General features: G+C 68.0%; 13 protein-coding genes. 9 read left to right on the top strand and 4 right to left on the bottom strand.

Annotation, left to right across the window (positions count from 1 at the left end; all coding sequences use genetic code 11):
• The first annotated feature begins 38 nt into the window (after nt 1-38).
• Entirely contained in the window at nt 39-563 is a 525-nt protein-coding gene (locus AC1DGE_RS03875) for a DUF488 domain-containing protein (protein WP_441416664.1), read from the top strand.
• A 27-nt stretch (nt 564-590) separates the two neighbouring features.
• Here the strand turns inward: AC1DGE_RS03875 and AC1DGE_RS03870 are convergent, their stop codons facing one another.
• Nucleotides 591-1,574 carry an aldo/keto reductase gene (locus tag AC1DGE_RS03870; RefSeq protein WP_476916945.1) on the bottom strand — a complete coding sequence of 328 codons (984 nt, stop codon included), beginning with the start codon at nt 1,572-1,574 and terminating at the stop codon, nt 591-593.
• 38 nt (nt 1,575-1,612) lie between these two features.
• Between AC1DGE_RS03870 and AC1DGE_RS03865 the strand changes: the two genes are divergently transcribed.
• Nucleotides 1,613-1,774: a hypothetical protein gene (locus AC1DGE_RS03865; protein WP_441416662.1), complete on the top strand. Its 162-nt coding sequence runs from the start codon at nt 1,613-1,615 to the stop codon at nt 1,772-1,774.
• 28 nt (nt 1,775-1,802) lie between these two features.
• Nucleotides 1,803-2,603, top strand: coding sequence for a hydroxypyruvate isomerase family protein (locus AC1DGE_RS03860; protein WP_476916944.1), 801 nt, complete (start codon nt 1,803-1,805; stop codon nt 2,601-2,603).
• A gap of 44 nt (nt 2,604-2,647) precedes the next feature.
• Here the strand turns inward: AC1DGE_RS03860 and AC1DGE_RS03855 are convergent, their stop codons facing one another.
• Nucleotides 2,648-4,969 carry a glycosyltransferase family 2 protein gene (locus AC1DGE_RS03855; protein ID WP_476916943.1) on the bottom strand — a complete coding sequence of 774 codons (2,322 nt, stop codon included), beginning with the start codon at nt 4,967-4,969 and terminating at the stop codon, nt 2,648-2,650.
• A 294-nt stretch (nt 4,970-5,263) separates the two neighbouring features.
• Between AC1DGE_RS03855 and AC1DGE_RS03850 the strand changes: the two genes are divergently transcribed.
• The 3 genes from AC1DGE_RS03850 to AC1DGE_RS03840 all read left to right on the top strand — a co-directional run bounded on the left by AC1DGE_RS03850 (nt 5,264) and on the right by AC1DGE_RS03840 (nt 8,437).
• Nucleotides 5,264-6,724: a chitinase gene (locus AC1DGE_RS03850; RefSeq protein WP_476916942.1), complete on the top strand. Its 1,461-nt coding sequence runs from the start codon at nt 5,264-5,266 to the stop codon at nt 6,722-6,724.
• A 117-nt stretch (nt 6,725-6,841) separates the two neighbouring features.
• Nucleotides 6,842-7,321 (top strand): thioredoxin-dependent thiol peroxidase, encoded by a 480-nt coding sequence (gene bcp / locus AC1DGE_RS03845; protein ID WP_175322394.1) that lies wholly within the window; start codon nt 6,842-6,844, stop codon nt 7,319-7,321.
• Between the two features lie 168 nt (nt 7,322-7,489).
• Entirely contained in the window at nt 7,490-8,437 is a 948-nt protein-coding gene (locus tag AC1DGE_RS03840) for a hypothetical protein (protein ID WP_476916941.1), read from the top strand.
• 102 nt (nt 8,438-8,539) lie between these two features.
• On the opposite strand, the gene AC1DGE_RS03835 is transcribed toward AC1DGE_RS03840, so the two are convergent.
• Entirely contained in the window at nt 8,540-9,388 is an 849-nt protein-coding gene (locus AC1DGE_RS03835; protein ID WP_441416657.1) for a class I SAM-dependent methyltransferase, read from the bottom strand.
• 196 nt (nt 9,389-9,584) lie between these two features.
• On the opposite strand from AC1DGE_RS03835, the gene AC1DGE_RS03830 reads away from it, so the two are divergent.
• The 3 genes from AC1DGE_RS03830 to purM all read left to right on the top strand — a co-directional run bounded on the left by AC1DGE_RS03830 (nt 9,585) and on the right by purM (nt 12,875).
• Entirely contained in the window at nt 9,585-9,911 is a 327-nt protein-coding gene (locus AC1DGE_RS03830) for a hypothetical protein (protein WP_476916940.1), read from the top strand.
• 76 nt (nt 9,912-9,987) lie between these two features.
• Entirely contained in the window at nt 9,988-11,709 is a 1,722-nt protein-coding gene (gene purF / locus AC1DGE_RS03825) for an amidophosphoribosyltransferase (protein ID WP_476916939.1), read from the top strand.
• The gene (purM, locus tag AC1DGE_RS03820) at nt 11,706-12,875 is read left to right on the top strand and encodes a phosphoribosylformylglycinamidine cyclo-ligase (RefSeq protein ID WP_441416654.1); all 1,170 of its coding nucleotides are present in this window, start codon (nt 11,706-11,708) and stop codon (nt 12,873-12,875) included. The genes purF and purM overlap by 4 nt, the downstream gene beginning before the upstream one ends.
• A 2-nt stretch (nt 12,876-12,877) precedes the next feature.
• Here the strand turns inward: purM and map are convergent, their stop codons facing one another.
• Nucleotides 12,878-13,654, bottom strand: a complete 777-nt coding sequence (gene map, locus AC1DGE_RS03815) for a type I methionyl aminopeptidase (protein WP_441416653.1) — start codon at nt 13,652-13,654, stop codon at nt 12,878-12,880.
• Between the last annotated feature and the right edge of the window lie 20 nt (nt 13,655-13,674).

Genomic DNA, 13,674 nt, shown 5'->3' with positions numbered 1-13,674 from the left:
CGTCCGCACGGGCGCCGGCGCCGCCCTAGCATGGGGACATGACGGACACGACCATCTTTACGGTGGGGCACTCCACTCACCCCATCGACGAATTCATCGGCATCCTCAAGGCCCACGGCATTAAGAAGCTGATCGACGTCCGCACCGTCCCGAAGTCGCGGCACAACCCGCAGTTCAACGCGGACGCACTCGCAGCGAGCGTGCGGGCCAACGGCATCACCTACCGGCGGATGGAATCCCTCGGCGGTTTGCGGCACACCACCAAGGACAGTGCCAATGGCGCCTGGCGCAACGCCTCGTTCCGGGGCTACGCGGACTACATGCAGACCGAGGAGTTTTCCGCCGCCGTCGGCCAGCTGCTGGAGCGCGGGCGGAGCAACGATGCGGCGATCATGTGCGCGGAAGCCGTCCCATGGCGCTGCCACCGTTCGCTGATCGGTGACGCGCTCCTGGTCCGCAATGCCGAAGTGCTGGACATCATGACGGCGAAGTCCGCCAAACCACATACCCTGACCTCGTTCGCCCGCGTCGACGGCCACCGGGTCTGGTACCCGGCGGAGTGACAGCCGGGGCGCCAACCGGACCGCCCCCTACCAGCGCGGGTGGACGGATTCGCGGAAGTAGCGGTCGTAGATTTCGTGGACGCCGATGTCGAAAGTTGAGTCAATGCCGCTGACCGACGCCGCCTCGGCGTTCGCGCGGGCCTGCTCGACGTTCCGGGCCCCCGGGATCACCGTGCTGACGCCCTCCTGCGCCGCGATCCAGGCGAGGGCCGCCTGGGCGGTGCTGACGCCGTCGGGCACCAGTTCCTGGAACTCGGCCACCGCCGTGAGGCCCTCCCCGAAGTCCACGCCGGAGAAGGTCTCCCCCACGTCGAACGCCGCGCCGGCGCGGTTGTAGTTCCGGTGGTCGTCCGCCGCGAAGGACGTGTCCGCCGTGTACTTGCCGGAAAGCAGCCCCGAGGCGAGCGGCACGCGGGCGATGATGCCGACGCCGGCGGCCACCGCCGCGGGCAGCACCTCGTCCAGCGGCTTGAGCCGGAAGGCGTTGAGGATGATCTGCACGGTGGCGGTGCCGTCGTGGCGCATGGCCTCGAGGGCTTCGTCAGCCCGTTCCACGCTGACGCCGTAGTTCCGGATGGCACCCTCGGCCACCAGGGTGTCCAGCGCGTCGTACACCTCGGCGTTGCTGTAGACGGCGGTGGGCGGGCAGTGCAGCTGGACCAGGTCGAGCTGCTCGACGCCGAGGTTCCGCCGGGACCGGTCCGTCCATTCGCGGAAGTTGGCGAGGTTGTAGTTTTCCGGCCGCTGCTCCATCCGGCGGCCCATTTTGGTGGCCACCGTGATATCCAGGCCGGGGTTGTCCGCCAGGAAGGCGCCGATGGCCTGCTCGCTGCGGCCGTCGCCGTAGACGTCGGCGGTGTCGAAGAACGTGACGCCGGCTTCCGCGGAGGCGGCCAGGATGGTCTGCGCCTGCGCCGGGTCCACGTTGCCCCAGTCCGCTCCGAGCTGCCAGGTGCCCAGCCCGATGATGGAGACGTTCCGACCGGTCTTGCCCAAGATTCTTTGTTCCATGATCCGACTATAGGGTGTTGCCTTGCTAGCCTGAGGCTGTGAAGTACGAGAGGCTGTGGATCGGAATGCTGGTTGGCGCTGCCCTCGGCTTTGCCATCGGCGTGGCCACGGCCGACAAGCCTTTTACCGGGCTCCTGATCGGGGTGGCCGTCGGGGCGCTGATCGGCCTGGCCGCCCGCAAGGACCCAACGAAGCGGTAGGGCCGCTCCCGCATCTGAAGGAACCCTCATGACCTTTTCGGTGAACTGCTCCATCATGCTCGCCGAGCTGCCGCTCCTGGAGCGCCCGGCCGCGGTGAAGGCTGCCGGTTTTGACGCCGTCGAGTTCTGGTGGCCGTTCGCCAGCTCCGTCCCGGGCGACGCCGAGCTCAGCCGCTTCGAGCACGCGATCACGGACGAGGGGGTCCAGCTGGTCGGCCTGAACTTCAACGCCGGCGACATGCCCGCCGGCGACCGCGGCCTGGTGTCCTGGCTGGGCCGGTCCGATGAGTTCCGGGACAACATCGATGTGGTGGCCGGCATCGGCGGACGGCTCGGCTGCACGTCCTTCAACGCTCTCTACGGCAACCGGCAGGCGGGGCTCGCCCCCGAGGCCCAGGACGAACTGGCAGTCCGGAACCTGGCCGCGGCGGCCGCGGCGGTGGCCCGGATCGGCGGCACCGTGCTGCTCGAACCCGTCAGCGGCGCCCCGGACTACCCGCTCCGCACCGCCGACGACGCCCTCCGGGTCATCGCCAGGGTCAAGGAGGAAACCGGTGCCGGGAACATCAAGCTGCTCGCCGACTTCTATCACCTCTCGGTCAACGGTGACGACGTCGACGCCGTGATCGAAGCCCACGCCAAAGACTTTGGCCACATCCAGATCGCTGACGCCCCCGGTCGAGGAGCCCCCGGGACCGGTCAGTTGCCTCTGGCGGCATGGACCGCCCGCAGCCGCGAACTCGGTTACGCGGGCCGCATCGGCCTGGAATACCAGGCGGCCGCGGCCACGGCGTTCGACTGGGCCCGCCGCCAGCCCGCGGCCCGCTGAGGGGCCGACGTCGGGCAAGCCGGCACCGCGACGGCGCGCCGCTCTTAGCGCGTTCCGGCCCGCTTGCGCCGGTCCTTGCCGCCGCGGAGGTCGCGGTTGAGGCGGCGGTCGCCGTAATAGAGGATCCCCTCCCAGTTGACCTCTTCGGGCGTCTTGGGAACGATGCTGGGAGCCGCGGGGGCGGCCTGTTTTGGCTTGATGTAGAGCCAGTTGAGGACTCCGAGCCAGATGTCCACAACCGAGTTCCGCAGCCCGATGTAGGCGCGGATGGCGTACGCGGCCATAACGGCGTTGAAGGCGGCGAAGGCGGCATTGGTCCAGTTTTGCTGCATGGCATCGCGCCAGACAGTGAATAGGGAGAACGCGACAATGGCGTACGGCGCCAAAACGTAGATCGCCGGGGCGGCCGTCCGGTCCTTGACCTTGGGGGTCCGCGCAAACGGGATCTTGTCACCCGTGACGGCCTGCTGCAGTGATTTCATGACGCCGGCCAGGTTCACCGGCATCAGCACCAGGTTGAACCCGTAGATCCGGAAGATGTCGCTGAAGCGGTGGCCGGATTCACGCAGGTCGCTGCCCATGGCCAGGAAGTATGGCAGGGCCGCCGCAAAGACCAGGGGGCTCAGTAGCCTGCTGTCGTAGGGGTAAGCCAGCAGGAACAGCAGCCCGAAGCTCGCCCAGGTGATCGACGCCATGTAGTTGACGCGGAGCATGATTTCCCGGCTACGCATGGCCTGGTCGGTGCCCCGGCGGTGCCGGATCGTGTCCCAGAGTTTCGGCAGGATCAGCAGGCCGCCGTTGGCCCACCGCCGGCGCTGGACCACGAGGGAACCAAAATCCGGGGGTGTGGCGCTGTAGCTCAACCGTTCCGGATAGTTGACGAGTTCCCAGCCCTCGCGGCCCAGGTCCACACTCGATTCGGTGTCTTCGATCACGGTCCGGTCCTGGATATAGGTCCGCACTTCGAACCCGCCTTCGGCGGAGACTTCCACGATGTCTTCCAGCGCGACCTTGCGGATGACGGCGTTGGCGCCGACCCAGAAGGTGGACCCGTACCGCGTCATGCCCTGGTGCTGGACGTGCTGGAGGTCGGTGGTGGCGCCGGCGACACGTTCGATCCGGGTGGGCGCACCCCTGAAGGACGAATATGGCGTCTGGGTCACGGCCACCCGCTCGTTTCCGGGCGATTCCAGGAAGTGGACCAGACGCAGGCAGTAGTCCCGCAGCAGCAGCGAATCGGCGTCCAGGGTCAGGACGTAGGTGCTGTCCTCGACGATGAGGTCATCGCCCGCCGGCACGGTGGACGGCCGGAGCACGGTGCCGTCGGCGGTGTGTTCGCTCCGCCAGCGGTGTCCCATCAGGCTCAAGTACGCGTTCAGGTTCATGGCCTTGTTCGCCTCGTGCGACAGGCTGGCGTACTTCTTGCGCTCGAACGTGGAGACGCGGGCGTTGAAGATCCAGGTCAGCCGGGCGTACAACTCCCGCATGCGGGGCACCTCCGGCTCCGTGCCCTGCGCCTGAGCCGCGTGGAGGGCCGTCAGGACGAGCCGCAGTTCACGGGCGAGGCCCATGAGGACGAGGTCCACGAAGAACTCATCGACGTGGTCATCCACCCGTTCCGTCTCGGCCATGGCCTCGATCCAGTCCGCGGCGTACTCGTACTCGGCGATGAGCGCCGGCAGCCCGCCGGCGGCCTTGCCCTTGCTGGCGCGGAGGTTAAACGAGTCGCTCGCGGCGTTTAGGCGGCTGGCTGGCTCGTGGAGGGCCCGGTTGATACCGGCGGCGAGCTCCCGTGTCGCCTGCAGCCGCTCCTGGTCCTGAGGGTCCGCTGGGAACGGCGGGTCGTCGAGCAAGAGGACGACGGACAGGTCCGGGAATTCCTGCAGCGCGGCGGACCACAGCGTGGCCCGGACAACCTGCGGCTCCTCGGCATACGAGGGCACAAGCACGGTGACGGCCTTGTCGTAATCGACGAAATGGCGGTCCAGCTCGCCGCGGGGAACCCTGCGGTGCTCACGGAACCGGTTCAGCGCACCCTGCCGGGCCAGGAGGTACATCAGGGCAGAAAACGTCAGGAATGTTACGACGACGACATACGACACCGCTTCTGCCCGGAATCTGAATCCCGCCGTCGGGTCATTGACCAGCGCCCTGAGCACTGTGGTCACCACGTAGCCGACCCAGGCCAGCACCGTAACAAGAATGCCGACCCTGCCAAGAATAATTTTCCGGCGCGAGGGTTCGGGGTGCACGATTGCCAACGGCTCCGAGCGCCGTTCCGCACCCCATTGGCGCTTACGGCTCTTTGCACTCTCGTCATCGGCCGTAATTTCATCCGGCCGCGAATTGGCCAAAAGGTTAGACATGCATCCCCATCCACGTCATGCGTGTCCCCAGCGGACACACAGGAGGTCATCCTCCCGTCAAATCGGGTCCTGACCTGCCCTTATACTAAGCGCACGACCCCTAACTATTTACCAGTGATCATCAGATGGCTGGAAAGTACTTCGATGGGCCGCGATCCACGCGGCCGGGGCAGTAAAAACGTTGACAAGTAGTGGGGTATACCTGTGTCGAACCGCTTTCCCGGGCGCCGCCTTTCCAAATTGCGGCTCGGAATTCTGCTGCTTGTTGTCGCTGCCCTTACGGGTGGCTCTATTTTGGGACTTCGCTCATTCCAGGACGCAAACGCGGCCTCCTCAATTCCTTCGGTCTTCTCCGGCTATGTGGATGTGACGGCCACGCCGCGGTACTCGTTTGAGTCCGCGGCCACTCCCGAGGCCAAGAGCGTGGTCCTGTCGTTCATTGTTTCTGACAAGGGTGACCCCTGCGCGCCGTCGTGGGGCGCCGCCTACAGCCTTACTGCGGCCGAAGCAGAGCTGGACCTGGATCGGCGGATCGCCCGGCTTCGGCAGTCCGGCGGAGCCGTGTCCATTTCCTTCGGCGGCGCCATCAACACCGAGCTGGCCGTTGGGTGCACCGATCCGGGCCGTCTCACCGGCGCCTACCGCGATGTTGTGGAGCGCTACGACGTGAGCTCCATCGACCTCGACATCGAGGGCACCGCCCTTGCCGACACAGCCTCAGTCGACCGCCGGGCCCAGGCCGTGGCGGCGCTCCAGGCGGACCGGAAGAAGATGGGAAAGACTCTCGATGTGTGGCTGACCCTCCCTGCCGATCCGGCCGGGCTGACCCAGACGGGGCGCGACGTCGTCGCACGGACGCTTCGCGCCGGCGTCGACGTCACCGGCGTCAACATCATGACCATGGACTTTGGCGGCAGCAAGCCGGCCGGCCAGTCCATGTATGACGCGTCCGCGTCCGCAGCGGAGGCGGCACACGCCCAGCTGCAGACCCTGTACCGCGCGAACGGCCAGGACATCGGATCGGACACGGCCTGGCGCCGGCTCGGGATCACCCCGATGATCGGACAAAACGATGTTGCGGGAGAAGTCTTTACGCTCGACGACGCGTCCGCGCTCAACGCCTATGCCAAGTCCAAGGGCGTGGGCCGGGTGTCCATGTGGTCGCTCAACCGGGACCGTACCTGCGGGAGCAACTACCCGAACGTGGCTAAAGTCTCCGACAGCTGCAGCGGCATCAACCAGGGCGACGCGCTGTTCTCCACCGTCCTGGGTGCGGACGTGATCCCCACGGGTTTCGCCGCCGCCCAGACCGCGCCGCCGTCCGCCAGCCCCAGCCCCACCGTCACGGATGACCCCTCCACCAGCCCGTATCCGGTCTGGAACGAGTCGGCCCGCTACGTTGGCGGCGACCGAATCGTGTGGCACGGCAATGTCTACGAGGCCAAGTGGTGGACCCAGGGCGACAGCCCGGACAACCCCGTGGACCAGGGCGCCACGGTTCCCTGGAAACTCATCGGCCCCGTGCTTCCCGGTGACCGCCCCAGCCCTCGGACCACTGTCGCCGCCGGCACGTTCCCGGAATGGTCCTCGACGACGGTCTACAAACGCGGCTCGCGGATCCTGTTCGACGGCTACGCCTTCGAAGCCAAGTGGTGGACACAGTCGGACAGCCCGCAGGCCATGCTCGAAGGCGCGCCAGACTCGCCCTGGATGAAGCTGACACCAGCCCAAATCCAGTCCCCCGCGGCAAAGTAGCCGGGGCGGTCGTCCGGCGCGCAATGTCCGCGGCGGGCCAGCGGAATACCGAATCCGCCCGGAATGTTGTGCATCACAGACCAACTTCCAGCCGCCCTCCAAGCGAAGGACTCCCCCATGAGCCAGAACCTCACCGTCAAGCTTCAGCCCGGAACCCCGGCCCCGGATTTCACGCTGCCCGACGCCGAGGGCAAGCCGGTTTCCCTGGCCGACTACCGCGGCAAGAACGTCATCGTGTACTTCTATCCGCAGGCCGCCACCCCGGGCTGCACCACCGAGGCCTGCGATTTCCGCGACAGCCTGGCCTCCCTGCAGGGCTCCGGCTATGAAGTCCTGGGCATCTCCCCGGACGCTCCCGAGGCACTGGCGCACTTCACCGGCGACTTCGCCCTGACCTTCCCGCTGCTGGCCGACGAGGACCACGCCGTGGCCCTCGCCTACGGAGCCTGGGGCGAGAAACTGGTCCGCGGCGAGATCACCGAGGGCATCGTCCGCTCCACCGTCGTCCTCGATCCCGAGGGCAAGGTGAAGCTGGCGCAGTACCAGGTCAAGGCCGAAGGCCACGTCGCCGCGCTCAAGGACGAACTCGGCGTCTAGGAATTCCGCCGCGGATCAGGAAATCCGCGCCGGTTCCGGACAGGCGCGCACCCGATCCGGCCTGCCTGCGTCCGAAAGCGCAGCGAAAATCCGCAGCCACAGCCGGACTTGTCCACATCCGCCGTCGTGCCCGTTGCCGACGACCGGGCGGCCGGAGAGCATCGGGGCATGGAACTTCCCCGACTCATTCTCAGCAGCGACTCGGCACGGCTCGGCCGGGACGCGCGCGAGCTGTGCCGCCGGGCCGCGGCGGGCGAGCTGCGCCGCATCAGGCGGGGCGTCTACGTTCAGTCGGTGGCATGGGACGCGCTCCCGAGCTGGAACCGGTACACGCTCCTCATCCAGGCGGCCGCGTCGACGCTGCAAAGCCGTACCGTGTTCTGCCGGAAATCCTCGGCCGCGCTGTGGGACCTTCCGGTGCTGGGCCGCCCCACGCTGGTGCATGCCTGCACGTCCGACGACGGCGGCGGCCGCTCGCGGGCGGGTGTCCGGCGGCATTACACCGATCCGCTGACCCTGCAGGTCGAAGAGCGCCGGGGGCTGCTGGTCACGGGGCGGCTCCGGACCGTCCTGGATCTGGCGGCGTTCGAGTCATTTGAACAGGCCGTCGCTGCGCTGGACCACGTGCTGCGTCCGCAGCCGGGGCTGCCCGCTCTGAGCAAGGAGGAGCTCGACGGCGGCATCGGAGCCGATTACAGCGCGGCAGCGGTGCGCGGAATCCGGGCCGCGATCGACTTCGCAGACCCGGCATCGGGATCACCCGGCGAATCGGTGAGCCGTGCCCTAATGTATCGGCTGGGCTTCGAGCCCCCTCGGTTGCAAACCCCCATCCGCGATGCCCGCGGACTGGCCGCCTACACGGACTTCGAATGGCCGGAGCAGGGGCTGTGCGGGGAATTCGACGGCCTGGTCAAGTACCAGAAAGCCGAATACCTGCAGGGACGGACCACCTCCGAAGTCGTCATCGACGAGAAGGCCCGCGAGGACCGGATACGCGCCACCGGCCGGCGGGTTATCCGTTGGACCTGGACCGAGATCTCCGGGCCGGCGAAATTCGCCGCGTTTCTCACTTCCCGCGGGGTCCCGAGGCTGACCAAGCCGGCCTGCCGTCGGTGATGGCGCGCCGGCATCGGAAATCCGCGCCGGTTCCGGTCAGCCGCTCCCCGGATCCGGGGCGCACCAGTCCGAAACCGGCGCGGAAATGCCGCGGATCAGGGCCTACGCCTTGGTGCCCCCCACGATCGTCGCCGCTGACCGGAGCCTGAGCGCGCCCTGGTGCTCGTAGCGTCCCAGCAGCTGGAAGACATCGGAGCGGATCAGCGCCCGCGCTTCCTTGTCCGCCTTCGCCAGGCCCGTGGCCACCGTGGCCGCGATATCAGTGATGAATTCCCAGTAGCTGTCCGGGGAGTCGTGCACCAGGTCCGTGCTGACCTTGTGCTCGGCCACGTCCACCAAGCCGGCATCCCGAAACAGCCGGGTCATGAAGCCGGGCGCGGAGCAACGGAACAGCCCCGGCATGACATCGGGCCGCCGCGGCAGCTCCGCATGCTGAGCGAGTGAGCCAAGGACGAGGGCGGCCCAGGGGTTTTCCGCGGTCCGGCCCCAGACGGCCGCGCTGATCCTGGCCCCGGGCTTGGCCGCCCGCACCATTTCCCGCACGGCGCCCCGCATGTCGGGAAAGTAGTTGAAGCCGAAACGGCACAGGACGGCGTCGAACGTCGCGTCTTCGAAGGGCAGCTCCGCGGCATCACACACGTTGAAGCTCACATTGGCCAGCCCTTGGGCGGAGGCCTTCTCCTCGGCCACGTGCAGCATGCCGGCCGAGATGTCGGTGAGCACCACCTCGCCGTCGGGCACCAGGGCGGCCGCCGTGAGCCCGGGCTCGCCGGTGCCCGACGCGACATCGAGCACAATCGAGTCCGGTCGGAGCCGTGCGTCCTTGATCACGGCGTCGCCGAAAGGGCGTTGCCAGCCGAGCAGTTCCGCGTCCCACTTTTTCCAGCCTGCCGCGAACTGGTCCCAGATGATGCGCTGCCGGTCCCGGATACTGTCCGCTGCAACTGCCATGGTGCGTCCTTAAAAGTCCGGACCGCCCCCTCCCCCACCCCCTAGTGTGCTCCGCCGCCCGAGTTCCCGCTAGGGTCCCGGATTTCCGCCAAGGAATCGGTCCTCCGCGCCGCGGATCCCCACAGCGGCGGTCCGCAAACGGCGCGAAAATGCCCGGCGAAAAAGCAGCGCCCGCGCGGGCAGTAGGCTTAACGGCATGGCTCCTGAAGACACCCCCGTTGCGCCCGAACGCCGCTCCGTCACCGTCCGCCGCGCTCCGAGATACGTCCCATTCCTGATCCTGGGCGGCCTGCTGGGCGTCGTAGTGGCCGCCGTTATCGCTTACGGCCTGCCGGCCGACGAGGGCTACGACGCCAACTCCGTCTTCGGCTTCTTCCTGACCTTCTGCATCGCGGGCGGGGCCATCCTGGGCGCCGCCGTCGCACTGGTGCTGGACCGGCTGAGCGTCCGCCGCGCCGAGCGCGCCGTCGTCGAGTCCGTCCCGGACTCTGCTCCGGACACCGACGGCGAGGACCGCGCCTAAGCAGGCGAAGGCCGGCCGGCAGGTCATAAACCGGCCTCCGGAAAAGTCCTAGCGCACAACGTGAGATAATCGACCAGTGGCACGCGGCGATGGAAAACTTTCTCATGACCTTCTCTCTGGCGAAAAAGGCCCGCAGGACGCATGTGGCGTCTTCGGGGTCTGGGCTCCCGGCGAAGAGGTAGCAAAACTCACCTATTACGGGCTGTACGCGCTGCAGCACCGCGGTCAGGAGTCGGCTGGTATTGCCACCAGCGACGGCAAGCGGATCAACGTCTACAAGGACATGGGGCTCGTGTCCCAGGTCTTCGACGAGACCACGCTGAACACCCTGACCGGGCACCTGGCCGTCGGCCACTGCCGCTACTCCACCACCGGCGCCAGCCACTGGGCCAACGCCCAGCCCACCCTCGGCGCCACCGCCACCGGCACGGTCGCCCTGGCGCACAACGGCAACCTCACCAACACCGCCGAGCTCAAGGCCATGATCGTGGACCGCAACGGCGGCCAGCTCACCGGCGAAATGAAGCAGGGCAACACCTCGGACACCGCCTTGGTCACGGCCCTGTTGGAGGGCGAGGAGGGCAAGTCCCTCGAACAGACCTCGCTGGAACTGCTGCCCAAGATCAAGGGCGGCTTCTGCTTCGTCTACATGGACGAAGGCACCCTTTACGCCGCCCGCGACACCTACGGCATCCGCCCGCTGGTCCTGGGCCGGCTGGAGCGCGGCTGGGTGGTGGCGTCCGAGCAGTCCGCCCTCGCCACGGTCGGTGCGAGCTTCATCCGCGAGATCGAACCGGGCGAATTCATCGCCATCGACGAACAGGGCGTCCGCTCCCAGCGCTTCGCCGAGCCGACGCCGGCCGGCTGCGTCTTCGAGTACGTCTACCTCGCCCGCCCGGACGCCGCGATTGCCGGCCGCTCGGTGTACGAATCCCGCGTGGAAATGGGCCGCCAACTGGCCCGCGAGAACACCCAGGAAGCGGACATCGTCATCCCCGTGCCGGAATCCGGCACCCCGGCCGCCGTCGGCTACGCCGAGGAATCCGGCATCCCGTTCGCGCACGGCTTCGTCAAGAACGCCTACGTGGGCCGCACCTTCATCCAGCCCTCGCAGACGCTCCGCCAGCTCGGCATCCGGCTCAAGCTCAACGCCCTGGAGTCTGTAATCCGCGGCAAGCGCGTGGTGGTGGTGGACGACTCGATCGTCCGCGGCAACACCCAGCGCGCCATCGTGCGGATGCTCCGGGAAGCCGGCGCCGCGGCCGTGCACATCAAAATTTCCTCCCCGCCGGTGAAGTGGCCCTGCTTCTACGGCATCGACTTCGCCTCCCGCGCTGAGCTGATCGCCAACGGCGCCACGATCGACGAGATCTCCCAGGCCATCGGCGCGGATTCGCTCGCGTACATCTCCGAGGACGGCATGATCGGCGCCACCCGGCAGCCGCGCGAACGCCTGTGCACGGCCTGCTTCACCGGGCAGTACCCGATCGAGCTGCCCGGCGCCGACAAGCTCGGCAAGAACCTGCTGGAGCGCCCCGACTCTGTCGGACAGCCTGTCGGCCTGCCCGCCACGGTGGCCCCCGCAGCGTCCGGGAGCGCGGCCGCCGGGATTCCCGCGGCCGACGCCGCCGCCAACGCCGTGTCCGACGCCGCCATCCCGGCCGACGAGGATCCGGCCGAGAAGGCCGGCGCCACGGGTTGCGATCCGGGACCCGACGCCGAGTTCGAAGAACTGCTCACCGACGCCGACCGCGTACCCGCCGACAAACTTGATGCCGACAAGAAAGAGCCAGTATGACTTCCGCCTCCACGGCCGCTGACATGAACGATGCCCAGAACACCGGCATCACCTACGCCTCTGCCGGCGTCGACGTCGAAGCGGGCGACCGCGCCGTCGAACTCATGAAGGACGCCGTCAAGGCGACCCACAACTCCTCGGTGATCGGCGGCGTCGGCGGCTTTGCCGGCCTGTACGACGTGTCGAAGCTGCTGACCTACAAGCGGCCGCTGCTGGCCACCTCCACCGACGGCGTCGGAACCAAGGTCGCCATCGCCCAGGCCATGGACATCCACGACACCATCGGTTTCGACCTGGTGGGCATGGTGGTGGACGACATCGTGGTGGTGGGCGCCGAGCCGCTCTACATGACCGACTACATCGCCTGCGGCAAGGTCGTCCCGGAGCGCATCGCCGACATCGTCCGCGGCATCGCCGCCGCCTGCTCGGTCGCCGGTACCGCCCTGGTGGGCGGCGAAACCGCCGAGCACCCGGGCCTGCTGGGTGAGCACGAGTACGACGTCGCCGGCGCCGCCACCGGCGTGGTCGAAGCCGACTCTCTGCTGGGCCCGGAGCGCGTCCGCGCGGGCGACGTGGTGATCGGCATGGCCTCCTCCGGCCTGCACTCCAACGGCTACTCGCTGGTCCGGCGCGTCGTCAACCACGCCGGCTGGGCCTTGGACCGCCACGTCTCCGAATTCGAGCGCACCCTCGGCGAGGAGCTCCTGGAGCCCACCCGCGTGTACGCCGCGGACTGCCTGGACCTGGCCCGCACCTTCCCGGTGGACGGCTCCGCTGCCGGCCGCGCCGTGCACGGCTTCAGCCACGTCACTGGCGGCGGACTGGCCGCCAACCTGGCCCGTGTCCTGCCGCAGGGCCTGCTGGCCACCGTGGACCGCGCCACTTGGGAGCTGCCGCCCATCTTCAAGCTGGTCTCCGAACTGGGCAACGTCCCACTGGCCGACCTCGAGCGCACCCTCAACGTGGGCGTCGGCATGGTCGCGATCGTCTCCCCCGAGGCCGCCGACGCCGCCGTGAACCACCTGAATGCCCGTGGCTTGCCGTCGTGGATCATGGGCACCGTCGGGGAAAACTCCGACTCGGTTCTCAAGTCCGGCCCGGACTACGTCCAAGGCGCCAAGGGCGTCGACGGCGGCGCCGTCCGGATGGTCAACGCCTACGCCTAGCCTTACTGCTGCGTCGGCAGCGTAAGGATTTCGGCGCCGTCGTCGGTAATCGCGATGGTGTGTTCGCTGTGCGCGGTCCGGCAGCCGGTCGCGCTTCGGAGGGTCCACCCGTCGGCGTCGGTGACGAGCTTGGCGGTGTCCGCCATGACCCACGGTTCCAGCGCGAGCAGCAGCCCGGGGCGCAGGGTGTAACCCCGGCCTGGCCGGCCGGTGTTGGGAACATGCGGGTCCTGGTGCATCGTCGATCCGATGCCGTGCCCGCCGAACTCCGTGTTGATCGGATACCCGGCCTCGCTGAGGACCGCGCCGATGGCATGGGAGATGTCCCCGATGCGGGCTCCCGGTCCGGCCGCGGCTATCCCGGCGCTCAGTGCGCGTTCGGTGGCGTCGATCATGGCGACACTCCCGGCCGGCCGCGTCCCACCCACGATGAAGCTGATGGCGGAGTCCGAGGCCACCCCGTCCTTGGCGACGGCGAGGTCCAGAGTCAGCAGGTCCCCGTCGGCCAACGCGTAGTCGTGGGGGCGTCCGTGGAGGACGGCGTCGTTGACGCCCGTGCAGATGTAGTGGCCGAACGGCCCGCGCCCGAACGACGGCGCGTAATCGACGTAGCAGGACTCCGCCGCGGCGTCGGCGATCAATTCCGACGTCCACCGGTCGATGTCCAGCAGGTTGGTGCCGATGGAACTCCGCGATTTCAGCGTCTGCAGGATGTCTGCGACCAGGCGGCCCGTCACTTTCGCACGCGCCAACTCGGTGTGGTTCAGGAACTCGATCATGTGGCGCCCTTTCGTCTAAA

The sequence above is a fragment of the Arthrobacter sp. 05N425 genome, from assembly GCF_056397125.1.
This window is presented reverse-complemented; position numbering and strand designations above follow the sequence as displayed.

What these genes read in the sequence shown, in the direction of transcription:
- AC1DGE_RS03860 (WP_476916944.1), top strand. Translation starts at nt 1,803, where the DNA reads ATGACCTTTTCGGTGAACTGCTCCATCATGCTCGCCGAGCTGCCGCTC.
- bcp (WP_175322394.1), top strand. Translation starts at nt 6,842, where the DNA reads ATGAGCCAGAACCTCACCGTCAAGCTTCAGCCCGGAACCCCGGCCCCG.
- AC1DGE_RS03875 (WP_441416664.1), top strand. Translation starts at nt 39, where the DNA reads ATGACGGACACGACCATCTTTACGGTGGGGCACTCCACTCACCCCATC.
- map (WP_441416653.1), bottom strand. Translation starts at nt 13,654, where the DNA reads ATGATCGAGTTCCTGAACCACACCGAGTTGGCGCGTGCGAAAGTGACG.
- AC1DGE_RS03840 (WP_476916941.1), top strand. Translation starts at nt 7,490, where the DNA reads ATGGAACTTCCCCGACTCATTCTCAGCAGCGACTCGGCACGGCTCGGC.
- AC1DGE_RS03870 (WP_476916945.1), bottom strand. Translation starts at nt 1,574, where the DNA reads ATGGAACAAAGAATCTTGGGCAAGACCGGTCGGAACGTCTCCATCATC.
- AC1DGE_RS03835 (WP_441416657.1), bottom strand. Translation starts at nt 9,388, where the DNA reads ATGGCAGTTGCAGCGGACAGTATCCGGGACCGGCAGCGCATCATCTGG.
- AC1DGE_RS03855 (WP_476916943.1), bottom strand. Translation starts at nt 4,969, where the DNA reads ATGTCTAACCTTTTGGCCAATTCGCGGCCGGATGAAATTACGGCCGAT.
- AC1DGE_RS03830 (WP_476916940.1), top strand. Translation starts at nt 9,585, where the DNA reads ATGGCTCCTGAAGACACCCCCGTTGCGCCCGAACGCCGCTCCGTCACC.
- purM (WP_441416654.1), top strand. Translation starts at nt 11,706, where the DNA reads ATGACTTCCGCCTCCACGGCCGCTGACATGAACGATGCCCAGAACACC.